This window comes from Paramagnetospirillum marisnigri (assembly GCF_001650715.1).
Taxonomy (GTDB): Bacteria; Pseudomonadota; Alphaproteobacteria; order Rhodospirillales; family Magnetospirillaceae; genus Phaeospirillum; species Phaeospirillum marisnigri.
Genome location: NZ_LWQT01000131.1, coordinates 153,561 through 177,385, shown reverse-complemented (window position 1 = coordinate 177,385; position 23,825 = coordinate 153,561). Strand labels below are relative to the sequence as shown.

The 23,825-nt window shown below is 63.8% G+C and carries 22 protein-coding genes and 1 tRNA gene; 12 read left to right on the top strand and 11 right to left on the bottom strand.

The features are described from left to right. Nucleotides 1-93 precede the first annotated feature (93 nt). Complete coding sequence (locus A6A04_RS21420) at nt 94-1,056, top strand: recombinase family protein (protein WP_322096835.1); 963 nt, start codon at nt 94-96, stop codon at nt 1,054-1,056. Here the strand turns inward: A6A04_RS21420 and A6A04_RS21415 are convergent. The 4 genes from A6A04_RS21415 to A6A04_RS21400 form a co-directional block, all read right to left on the bottom strand. Next, nucleotides 1,051-1,842, bottom strand: a complete 792-nt coding sequence (locus tag A6A04_RS21415) for a hypothetical protein (RefSeq protein WP_068496048.1) — start codon at nt 1,840-1,842, stop codon at nt 1,051-1,053. The genes A6A04_RS21420 and A6A04_RS21415 overlap by 6 nt on opposite strands. A gap of 53 nt (nt 1,843-1,895) precedes the next feature. Further along, complete coding sequence (locus A6A04_RS23645) at nt 1,896-2,195, bottom strand: helix-turn-helix domain-containing protein (RefSeq protein WP_082915123.1); 300 nt, start codon at nt 2,193-2,195, stop codon at nt 1,896-1,898. 472 nt (nt 2,196-2,667) lie between these two features. Beyond that, entirely contained in the window at nt 2,668-3,717 is a 1,050-nt protein-coding gene (locus A6A04_RS21405; protein WP_068496046.1) for a site-specific integrase, read from the bottom strand. A 130-nt stretch (nt 3,718-3,847) separates the two neighbouring features. Continuing rightward, the gene (locus A6A04_RS21400) at nt 3,848-4,372 is read right to left on the bottom strand and encodes a hypothetical protein (protein WP_068496045.1); all 525 of its coding nucleotides are present in this window, start codon (nt 4,370-4,372) and stop codon (nt 3,848-3,850) included. Between the two features lie 119 nt (nt 4,373-4,491). Between A6A04_RS21400 and A6A04_RS21395 the strand changes: the two genes are divergently transcribed. Continuing rightward, nucleotides 4,492-4,707, top strand: a complete 216-nt coding sequence (locus tag A6A04_RS21395) for a helix-turn-helix domain-containing protein (protein WP_068496044.1) — start codon at nt 4,492-4,494, stop codon at nt 4,705-4,707. Nucleotides 4,708-5,069: 362 nt separating this feature from the next. Here the strand turns inward: A6A04_RS21395 and A6A04_RS21390 are convergent. Both A6A04_RS21390 and A6A04_RS21385 read right to left on the bottom strand, forming a co-directional pair. Further along, nucleotides 5,070-5,145 (bottom strand) — tRNA-Phe (locus A6A04_RS21390). Between the two features lie 91 nt (nt 5,146-5,236). After that, nucleotides 5,237-6,604: a M48 family metalloprotease gene (locus A6A04_RS21385; RefSeq protein WP_068496043.1), complete on the bottom strand. Its 1,368-nt coding sequence runs from the start codon at nt 6,602-6,604 to the stop codon at nt 5,237-5,239. On the opposite strand from A6A04_RS21385, the gene A6A04_RS21380 reads away from it, so the two are divergent. Both A6A04_RS21380 and A6A04_RS21375 read left to right on the top strand, forming a co-directional pair. Continuing rightward, the gene (locus A6A04_RS21380) at nt 6,591-8,231 is read left to right on the top strand and encodes a gamma-glutamyltransferase (RefSeq protein ID WP_068496042.1); all 1,641 of its coding nucleotides are present in this window, start codon (nt 6,591-6,593) and stop codon (nt 8,229-8,231) included. The two genes, A6A04_RS21385 and A6A04_RS21380, sit on opposite strands and share 14 nt — an antisense overlap. Then, the gene (locus A6A04_RS21375) at nt 8,231-9,385 is read left to right on the top strand and encodes a pyridoxal phosphate-dependent aminotransferase (RefSeq protein ID WP_068496041.1); all 1,155 of its coding nucleotides are present in this window, start codon (nt 8,231-8,233) and stop codon (nt 9,383-9,385) included. The genes A6A04_RS21380 and A6A04_RS21375 overlap by 1 nt, the downstream gene beginning before the upstream one ends. A 157-nt stretch (nt 9,386-9,542) precedes the next feature. Here A6A04_RS21375 and A6A04_RS21370 read toward each other — a convergent pair whose 3' ends face one another. The 3 genes from A6A04_RS21370 to A6A04_RS21360 all read right to left on the bottom strand — a co-directional run bounded on the left by A6A04_RS21370 (nt 9,543) and on the right by A6A04_RS21360 (nt 12,395). Next, on the bottom strand, nt 9,543-11,534 hold the full coding sequence (locus A6A04_RS21370; RefSeq protein WP_281196798.1) for a flagellar hook-basal body complex protein: 1,992 nt from the start codon (nt 11,532-11,534) through the stop codon (nt 9,543-9,545). Nucleotides 11,535-11,695: 161 nt separating this feature from the next. After that, a complete protein-coding gene (locus tag A6A04_RS21365) occupies nt 11,696-12,052 on the bottom strand; it encodes a hypothetical protein (RefSeq protein ID WP_068496039.1) in 357 nt (118 codons plus the stop codon). 40 nt (nt 12,053-12,092) lie between these two features. Next, nucleotides 12,093-12,395 carry an STAS domain-containing protein gene (locus A6A04_RS21360; protein ID WP_068496038.1) on the bottom strand — a complete coding sequence of 101 codons (303 nt, stop codon included), beginning with the start codon at nt 12,393-12,395 and terminating at the stop codon, nt 12,093-12,095. Nucleotides 12,396-12,571: 176 nt separating this feature from the next. Between A6A04_RS21360 and A6A04_RS21355 the strand changes: the two genes are divergently transcribed. Further along, complete coding sequence (locus A6A04_RS21355; protein WP_156612734.1) at nt 12,572-13,192, top strand: ATP-binding protein; 621 nt, start codon at nt 12,572-12,574, stop codon at nt 13,190-13,192. After that, nucleotides 13,189-14,340 carry a PP2C family protein-serine/threonine phosphatase gene (locus A6A04_RS21350; protein ID WP_068496036.1) on the top strand — a complete coding sequence of 384 codons (1,152 nt, stop codon included), beginning with the start codon at nt 13,189-13,191 and terminating at the stop codon, nt 14,338-14,340. The genes A6A04_RS21355 and A6A04_RS21350 overlap by 4 nt, the downstream gene beginning before the upstream one ends. A gap of 152 nt (nt 14,341-14,492) precedes the next feature. On the opposite strand, the gene A6A04_RS21345 is transcribed toward A6A04_RS21350, so the two are convergent. Both A6A04_RS21345 and murI read right to left on the bottom strand, forming a co-directional pair. Beyond that, entirely contained in the window at nt 14,493-15,380 is an 888-nt protein-coding gene (locus A6A04_RS21345) for a DMT family transporter (protein WP_068496035.1), read from the bottom strand. After that, nucleotides 15,380-16,189: a glutamate racemase gene (murI, locus tag A6A04_RS21340; protein ID WP_068496060.1), complete on the bottom strand. Its 810-nt coding sequence runs from the start codon at nt 16,187-16,189 to the stop codon at nt 15,380-15,382. The genes A6A04_RS21345 and murI overlap by 1 nt, the downstream gene beginning before the upstream one ends. 211 nt (nt 16,190-16,400) lie before the next feature. Here murI and A6A04_RS21335 point away from each other — a divergent pair, with 211 nt between their 5' ends. The 6 genes from A6A04_RS21335 (at nt 16,401) to A6A04_RS21310 (ending at nt 23,818) form a co-directional block, all read left to right on the top strand. Continuing rightward, the gene (locus tag A6A04_RS21335) at nt 16,401-17,240 is read left to right on the top strand and encodes a hypothetical protein (protein ID WP_068496034.1); all 840 of its coding nucleotides are present in this window, start codon (nt 16,401-16,403) and stop codon (nt 17,238-17,240) included. Next, nucleotides 17,237-19,321 carry an MFS transporter gene (locus A6A04_RS21330; protein WP_068496033.1) on the top strand — a complete coding sequence of 695 codons (2,085 nt, stop codon included), beginning with the start codon at nt 17,237-17,239 and terminating at the stop codon, nt 19,319-19,321. Before A6A04_RS21335 ends, A6A04_RS21330 begins: the two co-directional genes overlap by 4 nt. Continuing rightward, the gene (locus tag A6A04_RS21325; RefSeq protein WP_082915121.1) at nt 19,318-20,364 is read left to right on the top strand and encodes an ABC transporter substrate-binding protein; all 1,047 of its coding nucleotides are present in this window, start codon (nt 19,318-19,320) and stop codon (nt 20,362-20,364) included. The genes A6A04_RS21330 and A6A04_RS21325 overlap by 4 nt, the downstream gene beginning before the upstream one ends. Nucleotides 20,365-20,398: 34 nt before the next feature. Next, nucleotides 20,399-23,149, top strand: a complete 2,751-nt coding sequence (locus tag A6A04_RS21320) for a SpoIIE family protein phosphatase (protein ID WP_068496032.1) — start codon at nt 20,399-20,401, stop codon at nt 23,147-23,149. A gap of 5 nt (nt 23,150-23,154) precedes the next feature. Then, entirely contained in the window at nt 23,155-23,484 is a 330-nt protein-coding gene (locus A6A04_RS21315; RefSeq protein ID WP_068496031.1) for an STAS domain-containing protein, read from the top strand. 100 nt (nt 23,485-23,584) lie between these two features. After that, complete coding sequence (locus A6A04_RS21310) at nt 23,585-23,818, top strand: hypothetical protein (RefSeq protein ID WP_068496030.1); 234 nt, start codon at nt 23,585-23,587, stop codon at nt 23,816-23,818. Nucleotides 23,819-23,825 lie beyond the last annotated feature (7 nt).

The following is a 23,825-nucleotide window of genomic DNA, read 5'->3' as shown; positions in this document are numbered from 1 at the left end:
CCCCAGGGCCGGGCGAGTGCGTCAAGGTGGGGAATTTTCAGTCGCCCCTTCTGGGGAGTATTCAGGCGGCAGTGACAGCGCAGAGACACCGGAATTATCAATAACCCGATCTATATCGGCCAAATCGTCTACAATCGTGCAGCTTTCAAAACCGACCTCAACACGGATAAAACGATTGTCCGTCTGAATGACGTATCAGAGGTCGTGACAGGAACGGCACCCCACCTTCGCATCATTGAGGATGAGCTGTGGAATGCGGTCAAGGTCCGCCAGAAGGTTCTTGATTCGCGCATGACAGGAACGGAAGGAACGATCCGCCCTGAGAATGCGCGGCGGCCGCGTTATCTTCTTTCTGGTCTGCTGACCTGCGGTATCTGCGGCGGCGGCATGAGCAAAATCAGTGCCCATCATTATGGCTGCAGCAATGCCCGCAACCGTGGACCGACGGTCTGCACCAATATGCTGACGGTTCGTCGGGATGTCATTGAGCCTCTGGTTCTCGAGGGCCTACAGCATCACCTCATGCGGCCTGAAGCGGTGGCCGCCTTCATCACGGAATTCGAAGCGACGGTAAAGGCCGAGGCTGCCCAGCGGGATCAGGGACGCCTCGCCCTTCAAGCCGAGTTGACCAAGATCGTTGGCACGATCGAGGGCGCGATGCAGGCACTCATTGCGGCGCCAACATCACGGGCCTTGGCCGACCATCTCGCTAAATTGGAAGTTCAGCGTGACGAGATCGACGCCAGACTGACCAGAGCCCCTTCAGTGGTCCCAGTGGTCCGTCCCGATCTGACCGCCGTTTATCGCCGCAAGGTCATCAATCTGACCAAGGCTCTCGGACAGCCCGAGACCGCCACCGAGGCGGCTGAATTGCTTCGGGGATTGATTGATGAAGTTCGGATGGTGCCGGTCGAGGGCAAGCTCGAGGCCCATCTGTACGGTGCGTTGGGGAAGCTTTTGGAGCTCGGAAACGAGAACACCCGGTCCAGTGGACCGGGTGTGCAAGTAACGCTGGTTGCGGGGGCAGGATCTGAACCTGCGGCCTTCAGGTTATGAGTTTGCTTTCGTCGAGATGGGTGCTTGCCGTTGTGGTTTGCGGAAGACCAATTGCATCAGCCTTCCGAAAATTGACTTCGGCGGATCGGTTGGCTGCACCTCACCTTTACGCTTGGGCTGAGCTTGAGCCTCCCGGCCAGTTCGAGGCATTGCCTGCGAATTTTGCTTTGATAGACGCAGGCCCAGTTCCCGGAACGCGGCATCCAAGCCGCGCCGATCCTTCGCATCATAAGCATTTAATGCCATTCGCCCCCACCGTTCCCATTTGGTCAAGATCGTTTCCAGCCTACGGCTTTCCTCCCCAGCATGATTGAATCTCTTGAATTCCTGATATGCGCGATCCCTCCAGAGATTGCGCTCGTCTTCAAGGATTTGCCGCTCGCGGTCACTGGTACTGGCGTCAACGGCCAGCGAGGCCAGCGCCGTCTTGGCCTTAGCAGCCTCATCTTCTGCGGCTTCCAATTCCTCGCGCATGTGCGCCAGGGCTGCCTGGAGGGTTTGAACGGCATTTCTATGACTCGTCTCGTCTCCGATCTCACCCTTGGTGCCGATATGGAGAGAAGACATCGCTTCGACCCGATCAGGTCGGATGGTATGGACGGCCAGTTCCGGAAATTTCGGTTTCAGCCGCCGCCAGTAGCTGCGGAGGTCTGCGGCAGAAAACGTCTGGCCGCTTTCCGTGGTCAGCCAATCAGCGATGACATCCCAAGTCTGGCCTTCCGCACGCCGAGCGGCGATCACAGTTCGGCGTGCACGAACCTCAGCCGATTTGAGTGGCTTGATCATAGGGGCCTCGCTCAAAGCTCGCGGGGACGGGGTGCGGGTCTCAAAGGACGGAGCTAACGCACATCATCGGCGGCCCCTCCGACGGGACTCTTCCGGGGACGTCCACGGCGACCAGAGACAACAGTCAGCTTGGCGCGCTCCTGAGCACGCTGTTTCGCGCGCTGCACGGATTTTGCCTTTTCGGCAGCAATCCATGCCATCAGATCCGCAGGATCAATTCGCGGCGCTCCTCTGACGGGGATGTGGGGCAATACGCCGTCGTCGAGCATACGACTGACCGTCCACCGTGATACGCGGAGGACAGACGCGACATCGGAAATCGAGAGATATTGGATTTTGGGCAGTCCAGGCATGAAGGCAGACTCCGAGTGTCTGCCTCTCGTCCCGTCTGTCTGGATAGTATGCCGTCGGAACCGAATTCCGCACGACGGCGGCCCTTACGTCCGCCCCAGCCGATCAAGAGGTCGCCGGGTGAACCAATCCACACCCCGCAAGTGATGGATCCTTACTAACAGACCCCCCCTGTGCTGGTCAATGCGCCGTTAAGCGGCATGGAGCAGGCTGTGCAATTTACCGGGGCAGGACGAGCTTACCGGTCCAAACGCGCAATCCTGCGAGTTCATCAGCGTTGACGGTGACCGGAGTTTGGCGGGTGGTCGCATCGGGATGGGGAAGCCAATAGCACCGCCATCTGGTGTAGCCGAATTCGTCCCTCGACGAACGGACGGGCTCGATGAGCTTGTAGGCATCACCGCCTAGCCGAACGAAGACAGTGCCCCGAACGAAATCAGCGTCCTCGGCGGGCCTTAATTGCAACATCCCCATTCAGGCCCCCTGTAGTCCAACGCCGAGTTTCTTTGCCAAATCCCGTGCCCGCAGATGGGTATAGCGTTTCAACATGCTGAGAGATTTGTGGCCCGTGATGCTGGCAACTTCCATCAGGTCCAGTCCCCGTTCGAAAAAACGGGAGGTCGCCTCATGCCGCAGGTCGTGAAAAGTGAGCCCGGCAATGTCGGCCTTTTCGCACGCCCGCTGGAAGGTATGCACAAAGCCGCTTTCGCCGATCGGAAACACCTTCCCGTCTATGCTTCGCGGCAGCCCCGCCAGAACCCTGATGGCTTCTGGTGACAGTGGGACAGTCCGGCTGTCACCATTCTTCGTCTCGGGCAAATGCGCGGTGCCGTGATGCAGATCGACATGCTTCCACTGCAGGCTGAGAATCTCCCCTCGTCGCATCCCGGTTTCAATGGCGAGTCGAACGATGGGCTCAAGGTGTCGGCTCTTGCTCGCCTTGCAGGCCACCAAGAGCCGATCTTCCTCGCTCCGCCCTTCCTCATCCGGTTTCGGGTCAAGCCGCCGGTCCCGTCCACGCGGGAGCTTGGGCTTGCGAGCGAGCTTCACTGGGTTGACCAAAGGCATTCCCCAGTCGCTGGCGGCCACCGTGTACAGGTGCGACAACAGGGCCAACTCGATGCGGATGGTATTGGCAGAAGCGCCTTCGGCGGACCGGCTGTCCCGATATGCGGCGATATCGCTGCCCTGGATAGTTGCCAAGCTGTACTCAGCCAGCCGGAGCCGCTTCAGCCGCTCGATCAGACACCCTTCCCCATAGGCGGACTTCTTCCCGACCGTCACCTCGCCCTTGTAGCGGTCCAGGGCGGCGGCCAATGTCATGCGCTCGGCTTCCCGCCGGTCCGTCCAGGTTCTGGCCGTCATGGCCTGCAAGGTGTCCAGAGCAAAGCGCTCTGCATCCGCCAGCCTGTCAAACTGGTGTGAAATATGAGGAAATCCTTGCTTCCGGATCTTAACCTGATAACCCATCAACCGCCCATCGTCAGTCCGGCGCTCAAAGATCGGAAGTTGTCCACGCGCCATGACACACCGCCACTGTGACTTTATTGCCCCCGAGCTTCGGCGTCAGGGGATCGTCCAATAGTCACGCGCATCAATTCTGGCGTCGAGAACTGAAACTCCCGTCTGCATGCGTAAAACGCATAGCTTGGACTCACGGGGCGTCTGCTACCGATGCGGTTCCGAGAAATTCGAGACGGCGTAAGTCGCGTGCCTTCTCCCGGCTCCTGGCACGGATGTCATAGATCGTCAGGGCGATTATCGCGACGCAGGTGCATAGCCAGGCGATGATCTGCCATGTCTCCTTGCCCACCAAAAGGGCGAGCATAACGAGCAAGAGCCAGCGTCGACGGCCCAAACCCAAACCCTCATGGAACCAGAAGATACGGTTCTCTTCGGTGCTGAAGTTGACCATGCCAATGACGGCTTCACTCCCGTCCGAGGCGATCGCGACAAGAGCACCGACTTGATGCCCCGGCAGGGCACGGAAGGTGGGCTCGTTGGTCTTCCACGTCTTGTCCCTCCCCGAGGGCAATCGCACCCAGATTTCGCGTAGGACCGAATTGGATTCGCCGCTCAGTTCCACCGCCTGCCGATTTTCGGAGAGCCATGCGCCACAGTAAAGGACGCGGCTTTTATCAGCCAAACCCGCCGGTAGCGCGATGGTGTCGCCGTTCATGCCTCCCCCCTGTCCGCTTTGCCTCATGCGCGCGACACCAGCATAGCTTGGAGGTCGCTCGCGCATTTTGTTCAATATATCGAGGTGCGGGATGATGGCAAGACGGTTGCCATGGCCGGATGGATTTACGACAGCTTTTCGCAACCAACCTGCGCCGACTCCGCCATGCCAAGGGCATGTCTCAGGACGAACTTGCCTTCGAGGCCGAGATGAGCCGCAGCTATCTCAGCCAGCTTGAGAAGGGGAAGTTCCACGTCAGCCTCAAGGTCTTGGGCCGACTGGCCGATGCACTTGAGGCGGCGCCGGTGGAGTTTCTGAAGCCACCCGAAGTGTGACGGCATCATCCACGGGGCAGTTCCCCGCCCCCAGCCCAAAAATGCACGCAACCACCTGAGAGCGCTCATGAAAATCGGCTGTTGCCGGGAATCCCCGCATTTTGATGCACAGGTGTGATCGAACACTCCCCAGAACTGAGCGTTCTGGCGTGACAGCAACGAAGCCCCAATGCGCTGTCACGGACGGATTGTAATACGTGACGGTTCACGTTGAACGTAACCCACCTTACCGACCGGAACCTCGTCGTCTCGATGCGTCCCGTCGTTCCTGACTGTCCCCGCAGTGTCCCGGAAATTCATCCCGAAGAGATACCCCGGAAATGGAAAGCCCCCGAAAGGCGTTACCTTTCAGGGGCTTAAAGTGGTGCCCAGGGGCGGAATCGAACCACCGACACTGCGATTTTCAGTCGCATGCTCTACCAACTGAGCTACCTGGGCACGGCGTCTCTTGGTCAAGAGGAGGCGCTTATAGAGGAATATGGCCGGTGCGGTCAACCCCTCCTGGGACAAAAAAACGACCGAAGGCAACTTACCACCATTTGCGGTCCCGTTCCTTGGCCGCCTTGACCTGCGAGGCGCGCTCCTTGATGTCTTGGATGCGCAGCCAGATGCTGCCCTGCTTGCCCAGAATCTGCTCGGCCTTGTTGGCGTGAAAATTGGCTTCGGGCAGCTTGCCCGCCAGCAGCAGGTACTCGGCCATGGCATAGGAGGCCATGCCCTCGTTGTCGTCGCGGCCATAGGCGATGGCAAGCTGTTGCCAGGCGAAGCGATCCTCGGGCTCCAGGCGCACCGCCATGCCAAGATGGGTGGTGGCTTCCTTCAAGGCATTGGGCTCCTCGGATTCGATCAGCGCCAGCCCCAGGCCAAGCCGCAGCAGGGCACTGTCGGGCAACAGGCCCACCGCCTTGCGGTAAGGGGCCACCGCATCGGCGACGCGGCCGTTCTCGAACAGCATCTGCCCCTTCAGCTCCCAGAAATAGGGGTCCTTGGGCCGTTCCTTGATCAGGGCGTCGATCGCCGTCAGCGCGGTTTCGATATCCGGCTTGCGATAATAGGCGATGGCGCGGGCATAGCGGGCATCCAGGCCCTGGTCCGTCTCCTTGTAGCGCTGCAGGGTCTTGATGGGAGGCTCGATGAAGGCGTACAGCTTGGCCTTGATGCGGCGATGCATCTCGACCCATTCCGGCGGCCAGGGCTTGGCGCTATGGGCCGAACGGTTCACATGCTCGCGCACGAAGGAGACACGGTCGCGGGTCAGCGGGTGGGTGCGGACATAAGGGTCCTGGCGAGCCGAGACCAGGATCTCCTGATCGCCGAGAATCTCGAAGAATTCCAGCAGCCCCTTGGCGGATTCCTGGGTGTCTTCAAGGAAACGCATGGCCATCTGGTCGGCCTGCTGTTCCTGGCTGCGGGAGAAGGCCAGCAGGCTGCGCATGGCCATTTCCTGACCGCCCATCATGATGGCCCCGGCGGCCTCGCCCTTGCCGGTGGCCGCACCCGCCGCCGCGCCCAGCAGCATGGCCAGGATGGCCTCGGTCGAGGCATTGCTCATGGCGTCGGAGTTGCGAATCAGATGCCCGCCCGAGATATGGCCGGTTTCGTGCGCCATGACACCGATCAGCTGGCCGGCATTTTCCGAGCGGATGATCAGGCCGGTATGGAAGAAGATGTTCTGCCCCCCGGCGACGAAGGCGTTGAGACTGGGATCATTCAGCAGCAGGATACGCACGGCGGAGGGCTCCAGACCCGCCGCCTGAAAGATTGGCGCGCCGAAGGTCCGGATGGTATTTTCCACTTCCGCGTCGCGAATGAACTGGCGCTTCTGCTGCTGGGCCTGCACCGGCGGTACCGACACCGCGAACAAGATCGTCACCAGAAGGAAGATGCGTGTGAGCAAGGATCAATCCCCGTCGGTCAAATTGTTTCAGCCGGGCAAGACATCTCGCCTGGGCCGCGGCGCGGCAGTGGTGGCGACGATCCTGGCGCTGGGCGCCTGTGATGCCGCCGACAAGCGGGCGGTGGGCACCGTGGGCCACATCAAGGGCTTCGGTGGCCTGATCGCCGCCGACGAGCCCCGCGCCGTGATCATCGGCCGCGACGTGCTGTCGGCGGGCGGAAGCGCCGCCGACGCGGCCACCGCCATGTATTTCGCCCTTGCCGTCACCTATCCATCCGCCGCCAGCCTGGGTGGCGGTGGCTCATGCATAGTACACGATCCTGTCAAAAAGAAGACGGAAGTGATGGAGTTCCCGGCCATTGCCTCGACGGTGGCAGGACAGATTCCCACCGGCGTGCCCGCCAATCCGCGCGGCTTCTTCGCCCTGCATGCCAAATACGGCAAGCTGCGCCATGAAAGCCTGCTGGTGGAGGCCGAGCGACTGGCCCGCACCGGCTTCCCGGTATCGCGCGCCCTGGCCGCCGATCTGGCCCGAGCCGTGCCGATCCTGGGCCGTGACCCGGCGGCGCGGGCGATCTTCTTCCGCCCCGATGGCAGCATCCTGCGCGAGGGCGATATCCTGGCCCAGCCCAATCTGGCGGCGGTGATCAGCAATCTGCGCCGCAATACCGGCGACTTCTATCAGGGCATTGTCGCCCGCGAACTGGTGAAGTCGGTTCAGGCGGCGGGCGGCAGCCTGAGCCTGGAGGATCTGCGCGACATCCGCGCCAGTTGGCGTGACCCCATCGCGGTCAAGGTGGGCAACGAGACGGCCTATTTCGCGCCGCCCCCCTCGGTGGGCAGCACCATGAGCGCGCAGCTCACCGCCGCTCTTTGGGGTCGCTGGCGCGATACCCCTGCCGCCGACCGCCCCCATCTGATGGCCGAGGCTTCGGCACGGGCCTTCGCCGAGCGCGCCCGCTGGATGAACCCCAATGGCTGGAGCCCGGTGGACCCCGCCGAACTGGTGGCCGAGCCCCGCATCCAGGCCATGCTGGCCGATTACAGCCCCGATCGCCATAATCCGGTTACGGGTGTCAGCGCTCCTCCCGGCGATTCCTCGCTGGCCGCCGGTTTCGCCGCCATGGATTCCAAGGGAATGGGAGTGGCCTGCGCCGTCACTACCTATGGCCTGTTCGGCGTTGGCCGGGTTGCGCCGGGCACCGGCATCGTGCTGGCGGGCGCCCCCGGCCCCAACGGGCCGCCCTCGCTGACCACCATGCTGAGCCTTAATACCCATTCCAACGAAATCCACTTCGCCGGAGCGGCCTCGGGGGGCGGCACCGCGCCATCGGCCCTGGTCCAGACCTTCCTGGTCGCCACCGCCGACGACAAGCCCCTGGCCGAGGCACTGGCCACCCCCCGGGTGGTGCAGCCCGGCATGCCCGACGTCGCCTTCGTCGAGACCGGCGCCATCTCCGTTGATCCCGAACCGTTGCGTCAGCGCGGCCATCAGGTCAATCCGGTGGCCATGCCCAGCCGTGTTTCGGCGGTGCATTGCCCCAAGGGCTACCGTGACGCGGAAACCTGCGAGGCCGCCATCGACCCGCGCGGCTTCGGCATGGCGACCATGGTGGGAAAGCCCTGATGACCTTCAAGGCGGCGGAACGGGGGGCTATCTCCCCCTTCATCGTCATGGACGTCATGCGCGAGGCGGCAAGGCGTCAGGCCGAGGGCGCCGACGTCATCCACCTGGAGGTGGGGCAGCCCTCGGGCCAGGCCCCCGCCAGGGTGCGCGAGGCCGCCGCCCGCGCCCTGGTGGAGCAGCCGCTGGGCTATACCCTGGCCCTGGGCACCGATGGGCTGCGCCAGCGCATCTCCCGCCACTACCGCGAGAGCTATGGCGCCGATGTGGCGCCGGAGCGCATCTGCGTCACCACCGGCTCGTCGGCGGGTTTCCTGTTGTCCTTCCTGGCCGCCTTCGCCCCCGGTGACCGGGTGGCGGTGGCGGCGCCGGGCTATCCCGCCTATCGCAACATCCTGAAGGCGCTGGACATCGAGTGCATCAACGTACCGGTGGGCGCCGACAGCCGCTGGCAATTATCGGCCGAGGTGCTGGCCGGTGTGCCCGGCCGCCTGGACGGCGTGGTGGTGGCCAGCCCGTCCAACCCGACCGGCAGCATGCTCGACGCCGCCCAGGTCGCCGCCCTGGCGGCATGGTGCGAGGGTAACGGGGTTCGCCTGATCTCGGACGAGATCTACCACGGCATCAGTTATGGCCGGACCGCCGGCACGGTGGCGGGCATGGCGGCGGCGCCCCATGCGGTGGTCATCAACAGCTTTTCCAAGTATTACGCCATGACCGGCTGGCGGCTGGGCTGGATGGTGCTGCCCGACGATCTGACCCGGTCGGTGGAATGCCTGGCCCAGAATCTGTTCATCTCGCCCCCGACCCTGTCGCAGATCGCCGCCGAGGCGGTGTTCGACTGCACCGAGGAACTGGATGCCCGCGTCGCCGCCTATGGCGCCAATCGCGACATCTTGCTGAACGAGTTGCCGGGAGCCGGGTTCGACCGGCTGGCGCCGCCGGACGGTGCCTTCTATCTGTACGCGGATATTTCCCACCTGACCGGGAACAGTGCCGAGTTCTGCCGCCGCATGCTGGCCGAGACCGGCGTCGCCGCCACGCCGGGGGTGGATTTCGACCCCGTTGACGGCCACCGCACCATGCGCTTTTCCTATGCCGGATCGGCCGCGGATATGACCGAGGCCACCCGACGGCTGAGGGCCTGGCGCAAATAGAGGGTCATACTCACGGCCGTAATGCCTGACTGTTGGCCTGGCATTATGGCACCCTCAAACGCCGGGCGGCGGACCTCGGTCCGCCTTGGCTCCCGCGCCATGGGGCGCGCGGCCGCACTTGCGGCCGTCCAGCGGTCGAAAGTTTCGACCGCTGGTATCAGATCAGGTCGCGGGCCGAGGTGGTCATCTCGTCGGCGGTCTTGAACACCGTGGCGTTCATGGAATAGGCCTTCTGGGTGATGATCATCCGGCTGAACTCGTCGGCCAGATCCACATTGGAGGTCTCGACCGCCGACGAGGAAATCTGGGCGCCGCTGCCCTGCTCGCCGATGGCGCCGATACTCATGTCGCCCGCTTGCTGGGTGCGGCGGAACATGGTCCCGGAAATGGGATCAAGCTGATCGGCGGCGGTGAAGGTCGCCACCGGCACCATGGCCAGGGTGCGGGTCCGGCCATTGCTGAAATGGCCGATCAGTTCGCCGGTCTTGATGAATTCCATGCCGTCCAGCACGCCCGACTCATAGCCGTCCTGCTCGATGGTGCGGATGTCGATGGCGGTAGGCTTGCTGCCCACATACTGGGTCAGCTTGGACACGTCCAAGGCGACGGTATTGGTTCCGGCCGCCGTGGCCGCCGCCGTCCGGGCGGTCTGGGTGGCGGTATTGGCGGTATCGAAGGCGTCGTAGAGGGCCGTGGAATAAGTGGTCAGATCCGCGGCGGTGGCGGGGGCCGCGATGGCCACGGCACCGATGGCCGTATCCAACGCGGTCTGATAGGTGGCCAACTGTGCCGCCGTGGCCGGCATGGAGGGCTTGGTCACGCCTTGGACCGCCGTCTCCAGCGCCGTGGCATAGGGCTGCAGCACCGTCGGGATGGTCACCGCCGCCGGTTCAGTGGCGGTGACGCTGGGAGTCCAGGCATAGCCCAGGGTGATGGTCTTGGGCGACAGGATCTGACCGGTCCCGCTGAAGGTAATGGGGATCGACTGACCGGTACTGCCGTCATCGGCGGTGAGCGTGGTCATGGACCCCGTCGCGCTCTCGTTCTTGACGCGCATATACCAGGTGCCGCTGGTGGTGTGCTCGAAGCCCAGGGTCAGATTCTGCGGGTTATAGGCATTGTCGTAGACGGTCAAGGTGATGGGAACGTCGGTGATGGTGGGCTTGTTGGAATTGAGATCGATGCTGGGCGTGGTCGTGGTGGTGGCGCCTGCCGACCAGGCGATGGCGAGGTCGGCGAATCCGGTGCCCGAGGCCGAGGTGGCGGGCGCTGTCAGATTGCCGAAACGGTCCATGGTCACCGTGACCGGAGAGCCGGTAATGGTGCCGACGCTGCCCGAGGCCGGATTGGTCGGCAGCGAGAAATCAACCGACCAGTTATCGCCATCCACCCGCGTCCAGGTCATGGTCAGATCCTGGGCGGCGCCTGTCCCGTCGGTGACGCTGCTGCTGTCGGTAAAGCTTTGCGGGCTGGCGGTGGAACTGGCATCGGCGGGCAGGTTCATGATGGCCTGCATGGCGGTGGTCGCCACGCCGGTGATCAACTGACCCGGCTCGGTATAGATGGGCACCAGACTGCCCCCGCCTCCCGAAGACGACGAGGTCGAGCTTGAACTGGTGACCGGCGAGGACGCCGTGGTGACCTGACCGGGAATCTTGCCCTGGGCATCGGCCATCCACCCCATCAGGAACTGGCCGCTAGCGGTGGTGAAATAGCTTTTGGTGCCGATGGCACGCTGCTGGAAATTGCCTTCGCGGGTGTAGAGGGTTCCCTGGGAATCGGTCTCGGACACCGTGGACTGGGGATTGCCGGTGGTATCGGGCGCGGTCACCACGAAGAAGCCCCGGCCATTGATGCCAAGATCGCTCCAACTGTTGGTGGGCGTGATCACCCCTTGCTTGGTGATCAGATAGCGATCGACGGCACGGACCCCGAAGATGTCCAGGCCGGTGGTGGCGGTGGCGGTGGTCGGGCTGTTCTGACTGGTGCCGGGCGAGCTGTGGCTCTCCGACATCACCGTCTTGAACTCGGTGCTCTTGCGCTTGTAGCCGGTGGTATTGACGTTGGCGATGTTCTGGGAAATCGATCCCATCGCATGATCCATCGTCTGCATCGCCAGGCTGGCGTTATTGAATGCACCAAATAACATCGTCGCCTCCATCCACGACGGACACTGATCCGCCAAAGGACTTTGCAAGCGACAGGCCAACTAGCAACGCCTTGCTTTTCAATGGGTTGCCGAAAGGAGGGGCGGCAGCTTTGACCGCCATGGGCAGGCAGGAACCGACCCGGCGGCAGAACTTGCCTATCCTAATGGGACAGGAAGGAGTCCGGCTCGGGGCCGGCGCCGGTGCATTCCGCCACCATCTTGACCAGGCGGTAGGTGGCGGGGTCGAAGCGTAGCGCCACGAAGGCGCCTTCATAGCGCACGAACCGGCACATGCCGCCGATGCCGTGGTTGATGTCCATCTTGCCGTCCTTGGTGGGATACAAGGTGAAGCGCATGGGACCATCGGCCAGGGCGAAGCCGGATTCCAGCTTCATGCCCCCGGCCGAGATGCCCGCGACCTTGACCAGCTTGCCGCCGATATTGACCATCAGCCCCGCCCCCTGGAAACGGGGATAGCGGCGGCGGTCCTTTCCGTCGGCATCTCCTTGGTCGGGCATGGTCCGGTTTCCGAAGTCCTGTTCGCGGGGCCGACGAAGCCTATTCGATCGTGAAGTACTTGTGAAGCTTGCCCACGTTGATCAGGGCCTCCACCTGGCCGGACGCCCCTTTCAGGATCACCTCCCGCTTATCATGGGAGGCGGCGTCGCGAACGATCAGCAACATCCCCAGCGCCGAGGAATCAACGAAGGACACCCGGGCCAGATCGAAGCGGATACGGGCGGGCTTGTCCTGGTTGATGCGGGCGAGAATCTCGCGGAACCCCTTGTAATCGGCGTGGGTCATCCGACCGTCCAACACCACGGACAGACTGCCATTTCCTGATTCGAAGGCGAATTCCATGCCGATTCCTTTCCTCGGGGGGGCGACGATCACGTCTTACCCATTCCATATGTCACAACTTTCCGCCAAAATCGATGGGGAGCACGATCATGCCGCCATCGAATATTCAATTGGTCTCGCCGGACCTATCCCCGGCCGAATTAGAATCCCTGGGTCAGTCCTGTGGTTGGGGAACCGTGCCCAGCCCACGACGGATGATGGCGGCCGAGCGGCTGAGCCCCTTGTCGCTGGCGGCGGCGCTGCGCCCCCCCAATGCCGGCGTGATCGAGATCGAACGCGGGCACCCCTGTCGCCCCGGAGATAGTTTCCTGCACCATCTCCAACTGGGAGGACTGGGCTTGGCCATCGCCACCGGCACCGCCCACCGCTGCGATCTGGCCTTCACCTTCACCACCGCCTTGATGCTGCATTATCCGCAATGGCAAAGCCGCGAGGAAAGTATCGCCCGGGTCCTGCACGAGGCGGTAACCAACGCCATCGTCCACGGCAATCTCGATGTCGCGACGCCAACCGCCGACCTGGACGGATTCCACGCCTATTGCGCCGCCCTGGACGCCGCCCTGGACGACCCCGCCAAGGCTGGACGGCCGATTGAAATCTCGGCCGTCCACATCGATGGCCTTGGGCTGCAACTGGCGGTGCGAGATCACGGCCGTGGCTTTGTTCCGGCACCCGTCGAGACGCATACCGCCGAACCGCGCGAACACGGCCTGTCCATCATTTCGTCCCTGAGCAGGCTGCGCATCCTTGAGGGGGGCCGTTGCGCCGAGATCACCTTCCGGGACGAGGAGTCATGAATCTCGAAGATCTCCTGGTCCTGATCGTCGAAGACAACGCGGTCAATCAGCGGCTATTGGCAACCATCGTCCAGTCCATTGGCGTCAGCCGCATTGAAACCGCCTTCAACGGGCGCGAGGGGCTTGAAGCCATCGCCCGTGCCAAGCCCGACCTGGTGCTGCTCGACGTCATGATGCCGGTGATGGATGGCTACGAAATGTGCCGCCGCCTGCGCATCGAGCATGGCCAGACCGACCTGCCGGTCCTGTTCGTTACCGCGCTCAACAATCCGGAAAGCCGGGCCGCCTGCTTCGACGCCGGGGGCACCGACATGGTCAGCAAGCCCCTGAACATCGCCGAGGTGACCGCGCGGCTGCGGGTCCACCTGCAGAACCGCATCCTGCTGGCGGGACTGCAGGCCTACCGCACCCGCATGAGCGAGGAGGTGGACCTGGCCCGCTCGACCCAGGAGGCGCTCCATCCCAATCAGCGGCAGTTGGACCTGATCGCCGAGCGCACCGGGGTGACGGTCTGCGGCTCCATCGAAACCTCGTCCGAGCTGGGTGGCGATTTCTGGACCGTCTACGAGACCCATCGCGGCGATCTCGGCATCCTGGTGGCCGACTTCACCGGCCATGGCGTCGCCGCCTCGTTCAACACCGTGCGCCTGCATGCCCTGATGGCCCGCCGTCCGTGGGAACTGCACGGCCCCGGTGAGTTACTGGAATTCCTGAACCACGAACTGAAGCGGCTGTTGCAGCCAGGCCAGTTCGCCGCCGCCCTGGCCTGCGAATTGACCCCTGGCACCGGGGCCCTGACCTGCGCCGGAGCCATGACGCCGCAGCCCTTGGTGATGCGAGCCAATGGCAGTATCGAGGGGATCGAGGTCTCGGGTCCGCCATTGGGGGCTTTCATGAATGCCACCTATGGCCTGGAATCCATGGTCCTGGAGCCCGGGGAGACCCTGCTGGCCTATTCCGACGCCCTGGTGGAAAGCGTCGACCACGCCCACCAGCCGGTGGTGGATCAACCCACCCTGCTGGACTGGATGCGCGAGATTGGCCCGGCGGGCGATCTGGTGGGCGGTGTCTGGTCGCGCTTCCATCAACGCCTGCCCGGCCGCCCACCCGACGACCTGACCCTGGTCACCCTGCGACGGGGAGCCTAGAGTTTGTCCGGTTTAGGTGGGAGCATACTCTCTACCCGTCATGGCCGGGCTCGACCCGGCCATCCATGGACCCCCGGATCAAGTCCGGGGGTGACGACAGGGAGGGCCGGTTCCGCCAAACTCTGACAGCCTATAGCGCGGCTGCGCATCGACTATTTCTTCTGGCGGGTGGCGAGCCACAGGCCGCCGAAGATCATCACCCCGCCCAGGCCGTGGAACCAGTGGAAGCTTTCGCCCAGCAACGCCACCGCCAGCACGGCGGTGAACAGCGGCATCAGATAGGTGTACTGCCCGGCCACGGCGGCGCCCAGGGCGGCAACCCCCTTGTTCCAGAAGGTATAGGCCAGCAGCGACGGAAACACCGCCGTGTAGAGAATGGCGGTGGCGGCGGTCCAGGTGACCTCCATGGTGACGCCCGAGGCGATCTCCCACAGATAGAGCGGCAGGATGAAGACGGTGCCGATGGCGATCAGCACCGCCAGCAGGGTCTGTCCCGGCACGTCAAGGGGATAGCGCCTCAGCATGGCGGAATAGATGGTCCAGGACAGCACCGCCGCCAGCATCAGCAGATCGCCTGCCGCCAGCCCCAGACCCATCAGGCGGGCGGGATCACCCCGGCCGATGATGAACAGCACGCCCGCCAGGGACAGGGCGATACCCAGGCCCTGGGCCAGGCGGATAGGAGTCTTCAGCCAGACCCGGCTGAGGATCAGCAGCATCACCGGCATGGAGGTGGCCACCAGGGTGGCGTTGATGGCGGTGGTGGTCTGGAGCGCCAGATAGAGCAGGGTATTGTAGGCGGTGACGCTGGCCACGGCCATCACCGTCACCACCTGCCAGCGGGCACGGATCAGCGGCGCCACCCGGATCATGTCCCGTGCGGTGAAGGGCAGGATGATCAGCAAGGCGATGGCCCAGCGCCAGAAGGACAGGGCGATGGGCGGCACCTGCCCGACGGTGGCGCGGCCCACCAGGGCATTGCCCGCCCAGAACACGATGGTCAGCGCCAGCAGCAGGTGAAAGCGGGCATGGCTTCCCATCACAGATCCGCCAGTTCGACGGTGCCGATCTCGTCCAGGGACGGGAACAGGCGCCGGGCGATGCGGGCAAAGCGCTCGGGGGCGTCGGTGGCGATCAGGCTGAGGCCACCCGCCCCCCCGACCGGGGCTTCCAGGCCGCGCAGGGTCTCGGCCAGCATGGTCGATGTGGCTTCGGCACAATCCACCAGCCGCACTCCCGGCCCGGCCAGACGCGCCAGGGCGGGCGCCAGCAATGGGAAATGGGTACAGCCCAGCACGAGGCAGTCATCGCCGCCCAGGCGGTCGAACAACGGAGCCAGATAATGGCGGGCGACGCTTTCGACGATGGCGCCATCGGTCAGGCCCTCCTCGGCCAGCGACACGAACAGCGGACAGGGGACGCAGGTCACCCGGCACCCGCCGCGCCGCCGGGCGATGGCGCGCTCATAGGCCTGGGACCGACAGGTCCCTTCGGTGGCGGCCACCACGATACGGCCCGAGGCCGAAGCAGCGACAGCACCGGCGGCACCCGCCTCCACCACGCCCAGCAGCGGCAGCTCCGGGAATCGCTCGGCAATGGCCTCCAGCGCCACCGCCGAGGCGGTATTGCAGGCCACCACCAGGGCCTTGACGCCCCGGCCCACCAGGAATTCCGCCGCCTGCACCGCATAGCGGGTCACCGTCCGCGGCGATTTCGGACCATAAGGCTGGCGCGCCAGATCGGCCAGATACAACAGCTTTTCGGCGGGCATGGCGCGCCGAATGGCGGCGGCCACGGTCAGACCACCGATACCTGAGTCGAAAATTCCAACTGGATAATGCTTTGGCATAGGTTCCGATAAGGTGAAACCCTGAGTGGCGGGGGCGGCAGCCAGGGGGTTGGGCTTATTGATCATGGCCATGACTGGTTGCACAGAGAAATCACCAAGGCCGTCTGGAGGGAACACGGTTTCGGAGTCTTGGACATCACCGACAAATATCCTATAAGCTGCCAGTCGTCACTTCGACATTAGTGGCCACGGCGCGCAAGGGGCAGGCGTTTTGGATCGCATCGAACAACCACACGGCACCACGGCAAGCGTCCTGCCGCCTCCCCGGCCGGTCCGGTGGTCGCTGGTCCGCAAGGTTTCCCTGGCCCTGGTTTCCATCCTGCTCTCGACCCTGCTGCTGGCCGGGTTCTTCGCCTACTACAAGTTCGAGAGCGTTTACTCTTCCCTGGTGCAGTCGCGCTACAGCTTCGTGGTGTTCACCATCAAGAAGCGGGTCGAGGACAATCTGAATCTCGGCCTGGCCTTGCGCCAGTTGCGCCAGGTCCAGGATATCCTGGAACGCGAGAAGATGCGCGACGCCCAGGTCATCGCCGTGGAAATCTTCGACGCGCGGGGCGAGGTGCTGTTCGACACCGATCGCGGCGCCATCGGCAGCCGGGTGGCGGCCAATCTGGTCGAGGCCTTGAAGGGAGCTCCGGGGCAGCCCTTTGGCGCCACCGACGAGGACGCGCTGATCGTCGGCCTGCCGCTGGTGAACAATCTGGGCAAGGTCGAAGGCGGCGTCGTGCTGCGCTATCCCGCCGTCTACGTCAATTACGGCGTCAGCGGCCTGCTGCTGGAACTGAGCAAGGGTATCCTGCGCAATCTGGTGGTGTTCTCCATCCTGGCGGTGGCCGGGCTTTACCTGCTGTTCGGACGGGTCGGGCGTCGGCTCGACGCCATGGAGCGCAGCCTGAACACGGTCATGACCAATGGCGGCCCCGCCGTGGTCGACCGGCCGGGCGACGCCTTCGAGGAACGCTTCGCCGATTTCGTCGCCAAATCGCGCGAGGCGGTCGATCACATCCATGACGCGACCCAAGAGGTCGGCCGGTTGGACCGACTGCAATGACCCTGGACCGCACCCGCCCGCTGTTCATCCGCCTGCTGCTGCTGGCCCTGCTGGTCCTGGTGCCGCCGGTGGCCTTGCTGGCTCATGGCGCCATGGACGATTTCGCCCGTGGCCTGGTTCCGGAAATGGACAAAAAGGCCGCCGTGGTCGGCCGCGACCTGGCGTCGAGCATCGAGCGCGCCGTCAATTACGGCATTCCCCTGGACAAGCTGCATGGCATGCCGGAATTCTTCGAGCCGGTGCTGGGCGCCAATCGCGAAATCCGCTATCTGGCGGTGACCGACCGCGACGGCCGCATTCTCTTCATCAGTGGCGCCGATGCCGCTCTGCTAGCCCCCTTCTTCTCATCCGCCGATTTCGACATCGCCGCCTCGCGCAAGGCCCTGATCGACAATTTCGTCGATATCACCCAGCCGCTGATGTTCAAATCCGCCCTGATCGGCCATCTGCATGTGGGCCTCGACCAGGACTATGTGCAAAGCCGGGTGCTGGAGATCGGGGTCGATATCGGGGTGGTGACGCTGGTGTCCTTGCTGGTGGCGGTGGAAATCCTGCTGTTCGTTGTCACCTTCAACATCACCGGCCCCATCCGCGCGGCCTCGACGGTGATGGACCGGGTGCGGCATGGCGATTTCAGCGCCACCTGCGGCGTCACCTCGGAAGACGAGGTCGGCCGCTTCATCCATACCTTCAATGCCGCCATCCGCTATGCCGACGGGCTGTTCCGCCGCCTGGAAGCCTATCTGGACGAGGTCAAGACCGCCCATTTCGATAAGACGGTGGTCGAACGCGTCGCCGAGATCGAATCCCGCATCCGCTTCCTGTTCCGCTTCTCGCGCAGCAGCCAGCCCGAGGTGGTCAACGAGCATCAGGCCACCGATATCCGCCTGCCGCTGTTCCTGTTCGTGTTCGCCGAGGAAATCTCGCGCTCGTTCATGCCGCTTTACATCCGTGACCTCTATATGCCGGTGGACTGGCTGCCGCTGGAGATGGCCATCGCCCTGCCCATCGCCGTCTTCATGCTGTGCATCGCCGCCATTTCCCCCGCCGCCGCCCTGGTTTCGGCCAGGCGCGGCAGCCGCCGGGTGTTCCTGATCGGCCTGGCGCCCGCCACCATCGGCTTCCTGATGTCGGCGCTGGCCACCAATGTCTGGGATTTCACCTTGTGGCGGTCACTGACGGCGGTGGGATACGCCCTGGTGACCATGGCCTGCCAAAGCTATATCGCCCAGGCATCGCGCCAGCAGAACCGGACCCAGGGGCTTGGCGTCTATGTGGGGGCGGTTTTGACCGCCAGCATCTGCGGCACCGGCATCGGCGGCGTTCTGGCCGAACGGGTCGGCTTCGCCGCCACCTTCATGATTTCCGCCATCCTGGCGGTGATCGCCGGATTGCTGATCCATCGCCTGATGGAAGCCGCCCAGCCCGCCCAGGATGCCGCCCCCGAGCGCAGGGTGGCCTTTCTGCCGCTGCTGCGCAATTGGCGGTTTTCCGCCCTGGTCCTGTTCGCCGCCATTCCAAGCAAGATCGCGCTGACCGGCTTCTTCTTCTATCTGATGCCGCTGTCCCTGATGCGCAGCCCGGATACCGACCTGGGCGACATCGCCCGCATGATGATGCTCTATCCCATCGCGGTGGTGATCCTGTCGCCGCTGGCGTCACGGCTGGCCGACCGCATGGGCTGGAAGGCTGGTCTAGTGGCCATCGGCGGGCTGATCGGCGGCGCCGGTCTGGTCCTGCCCATGGTTTCGCCGGACAGCGACCTGCTGGGGCTGGCCATCGTCCTGCTGGGAGTTTCGCACGGCCTCTCCGCCTCGCCGCAGCTGGCCATGATCCCGGATATCTGCTGGACCGAATGCCGCAATATCGGCCAGACCAACGTCCTGGCCTTCCTGCGCCTGACCGAGCGCATCGGCAGCGTGATCGGGCCGTTCCTGGCCGCCGCCTTCATCCCCCTTTTCGACTATACCGGTGCCGTTGTGGCGCTGGGCTGGGTGGTGCTGGGCATGAGCACCGTCTTCGCCCTGTTGTCCTTCGCCTTTGGCTCGGGACCGCATATCGAGGCGGAGGACACGGAATGACCCTGTCCACCGCCCTCCGCCGACTCGCCGCGGCCCTTCTGCTGATGATGGTCGCCGTCTGGCCCGCCGCCGCCGCCGAGGACAAAGCCGCCGTCAAGCCGAAGCCGCTGCGCATCTACATGGCGCTGTGGCGCGGCTGGGAAGAGGCCGCCCAGGGCTTCAAGGACTATTTCATCAATCAGAACATCCCGGTGGAACTGATCGTCCGCGACGCCGCCCAGAACAAGGACAAGCTGAAGGAGTTCGTGGCCGAGGCCAAGCAGATGAAGGTCGACCTGGTCTTCACCTGGGGCACCACGGTCTCGGAGGAGATGCTGGGCCGCATCGACTCGGTGGACCCCACCCGCCACATCACCGACATCCCGGCCATCTTCGCCATCGTGTCGCAGCCGCTGGGCAGCATGGTGTCGGATTTCGCCTCGTCGGGGCGCAACATCACCGGCACCATCTATCTGGTTCCCACCGAGACCCAGGTCAACCTGATCCAGTCCTACCGACCCTTCAAGCGCCTGGGCGTGGTGTTCAATCCGCTGGAGCGCAACGCCCAGGTGGCCATCGCCGAACTGACCGCCATTGGCGCCAAGACCGGATTTTCCGTGGAATCGCGGGCGCTGGAGTTGAGCGACGGCAAGCCCGATCCGGCCAGCATCAAGGGAAAGGTCGCCGAACTGAAAGCGGCGGCGGTGGACTTCCTCTATATCGGCCCCGACACCTTCTTGAACGTCAACCGCGACATCCTGACCGGCGCGGCGCTGGAACATGCCATCCCCACCTTCGCCGCGGGCGAGAATCCGGTGCTGACCTCCAAGGCGCTGTTCGGCGGCGTCTATCGCTATTACACCGTCGGCCAGCTATCGGCCTACAAGGCCGAGCAAATCCTGCTGCACAAGATCAAGCCCGCCGACATTCCCATCGACCCGCCCAAGCGGCTGTCCATCATCATCAACATGCCGGTGGTGCGCCAGTTGGGACTGTACCCGCCCATGAAGCTGCTGGGACTGGCCGAGGTCATCGACCCGACCCAGGAGGGCAAGGCGAAATGACGCGGGCCGCGACCACCATCGGACGGAGGGGCCCATGCTGCTGCGCACGCGGGTAACCCTGATCGTCACCCTGACCTATACCCTGCTGGTGGCGGGGCTGACCTTCGCCGGTTTGAAGAGCGAGGAACTGGCCGACGAGCGCTATGCCAGCGCCACCTTGAACGGCCAGCAAATCTTCTGGGACAAGCTGGTGGAAAACACCGTCCAGCGCCTGGATGCCGCCACCCCCATCCTGCTGGCCAATCAAGGGATGATCGAGGCGACCGGACGCAAGAGCCCGTCGCAGATCCGCGAAGCCATGGCGGCCTCGGTCGGAGACTTGGCCCGCCGCACGGCCGTCGCCCATTACGAGATCGTCGGCCTTGATGGCGAGTTGCTCTATTCCTCCAAGGGATCGCTGCTGGACGCGCCGCTGGTGGATTCCGGCACCATCCGCCTGATCGCCGAAACCCGCAAGCCGCGCACCGGCATCATGCAGAACAGCGACAAGCGCTTCATCGTGGTGCTGACCCTGCCGCTGGCCCTGGCCGATGGCAGCGTGGTCGGCGTCGCCACCATGGTCTCCGACCTGAAGCCGCCCATCGCCGAATTCAAGGCCTCCACCGGCGCCGATGTCTATCTGGTGGATCGGTCGGGACACATGACCGATGGCACCGAGGCCGGGCTTTGGCAGGTGTTCGACGGCAAACTGTCGGTGCGCAAGAGCCGCCTGGAAACCTGGCGCGACGGCAACCTGTTCTATTCGGTCGTGGTCTTTCCCCTGGGCGATGGCCAGGGCCGGGTGATCGGTGCCCTGGTCAGCGTGCGCGACTCCACCGAGACCCAGGCCCGCCAGTACCAGATCCGCATGATCTCCATCGGCGCGGTGGCCGGATTCCTGGTGCTGGTGCTGGCCGTGTTCTCGCTCTATCTGCGCCGGTCGTTCGACCCTCTGGACCAGGCCATCACCGTGCTGAACGCCCTGTCGCGCGGTGATACCTCGGTGACGCTGGACGTCCAGAACGACAACGACGAGATCGGCCGCATCGCCAGCACCGTCGGCGTGTTCCGCGAGAATGCCATCAAGCTGGACCTGCTGGAGGAGAGGCGCGAACGCCAGCGCCGCCGCCAGGAACTGTTCATCCGCCTGCAGATGCTGAAGCTGTCCGAGATGCTGGAGCAGGATGCCCGCGAGGCTGTGCTGGAGGACCTGAAGCAGATCGAGGCCCTGTCCAGCCGCGAGGTGGGCGCCGATGGCACCCCTGATGGCGGCAAGGGCGAACTGGAAGTGCTGGCGGTGGCATTCCAGACCATGTCGTCGCGTATCCGCGAACAGCATGAACACCTGGAAAAGCTGATCACCGAGCGGACACGGGATGTGGAAATCCTGCGCGAAGCCTTGCGCACCCGCGACCAGTTGGCCCTGCTGCGCCAGGAGCTCGACTTCGCCCGCGAGCTGCAGTTGAGCTCCCTGCCCCAGGTCTTCCCCCCCTTCCCCGACCGGCAGGAATTCCAGATCCATGCCTCCATGGTTCCGGCCAAGGAAGTGGGAGGCGACTTCTACGACTTCTTCCTGATCGACCACCATCATCTCGGCTTCGTCATCGGCGACGCCTCGGGCAAGGGCGTGCCCGCGGCCATGTTCATCGCCATCACCCGCAGCCTGGTGAAGGCCGTGGCGCCGCTGTCCTCCTCTCCCGGCGAATGCATGGCCTTCGTCAACACCATGCTGTCGCGCGACAATCCCCAGACCCTGTTCGCCACCTGCTTCTATGCCGTGCTCGACACCAGGACAGGCGAGGTTGCCTTCTGCAATGCCGGTCATCCGCCACCGCTCATTCGCCGGGCCGACAGCACGGTGGAAGCCATCCGTGATGTCTCGGGCGTTGCCCTGGGCGTGATGGAGGACCTGGAATACGAGACCGGCAGCTTCACCCTGCAGCCGGGCGACGTGGTGCATATCTACACCGATGGCGTCACCGAAGCGCAGGACGCCAGCGACACCCTGTACGAGGAATCCCGCCTGATTCACGAATTGAGCGACATCGTCGACACCCGCCCCGAAGCGGTCATCGCCGCCGTGCTGAAGACGGTGGATGAATTCGTCGGCACCGCGCCCCAGTTCGACGACATCACCATGCTGACCCTGCGTTTCGACCAACCCAGCTCCGATAGCGATCTGGTGAACGAACCACAGCGGCGCCTGATGCTGACCGGCTTCCAGGGCGGCGAATCCGAGTCTGGCGCCAGTCAGGGCGGCATTGCTGCTCCCGCCGCCATCGAGCCGCCGCCAGCCGCCGCGCCGCCCCCCGCTCCCGCCGTGCTGAAGGGGGTAATCCGTCCGCCCCTGCCCAAACCGCAGCGCACCAGGGTCGAACCCGATATCCTGGCCGTCACCATAACCAATGATGTATCAGAGCTGGAAAATCTCGCCGAACAAGTCGATGCTTTCGTGGAAAAACACGGACTCCCAGAGAAATTGGCCTTCAACCTGAATGTCTGCCTGGACGAATTGATCACCAACATCATTTCTTATGGATATGATGATGATGGAGCCCATGACATCGGCGTAAAATTCAGTTACGACGGCGTTGAGTTCGTTACCGAGATCGAGGATGACGCCCGGGAGTACGACCCATTCACCGAGGCCCCCGAACCCGACCTTGAACTGGAAGTGGATGATCGCCCCATTGGCGGCTTGGGTGTGTTCCTGGTAAAGGAATTCATGGACGCGACTGACTACCGGCACGAGGCCGGCCACAACTGGACGACGCTCCGCAAGACCATCGGAGAGCAGGAGAGTTAGGATTCATGGAAATTCGCGAAGAAACCGTCGGCGACGCCACGATCCTGTCCCCTCTCGCGCGAGTGGACAGCTCGTCCGCCAAGATTTTCGAGGCCAAGGTGCTGACCGTGGTCAACAGTGGCACGCCCAAGATCGTCATCGATTTCAGTGAACTGAATTACATCTCCAGCGCCGGGTTGCGGGTGGTGCTGGTGGGGGCCAAGATGATGCGCGGTGGACGCAAATTCGTCCTGTGCGGCATGACCCCCAATATCCGGGAAATCTTCGACGTTTCCGGCTTCACCAAGATTCTCTCCATCTATCCCGACCGCGCCGCCGCCCTCGCCGCCGCATAGATGCCCCCACCCCGAAGGCGATGGTGTCGACCGCGCCTTCGGAGTAGGATGGAATGCCTGACACAGAGGTTTGATCAGGCTTGGGAAGAGAGACGCCACAATGAATGATCCGCTGAAGAACATGCTCGTTCTGCAAAAGGCCATGCTGGACGGCTGGATGACATCCTCCAACCAGATGCTGCAGTATTGGCAGCATGTGTTCGACCTGCAGGAAAAACTGTTCAATCAGGCCACCAGCTTCGCCCGCAATCATGTGGAAATCGACGACGGCCCCTCGTTTACCGGCAAATACGGCAAGCGACGCTTCGACATCGACCCCGAACGGGATGTCTGATGTCTGA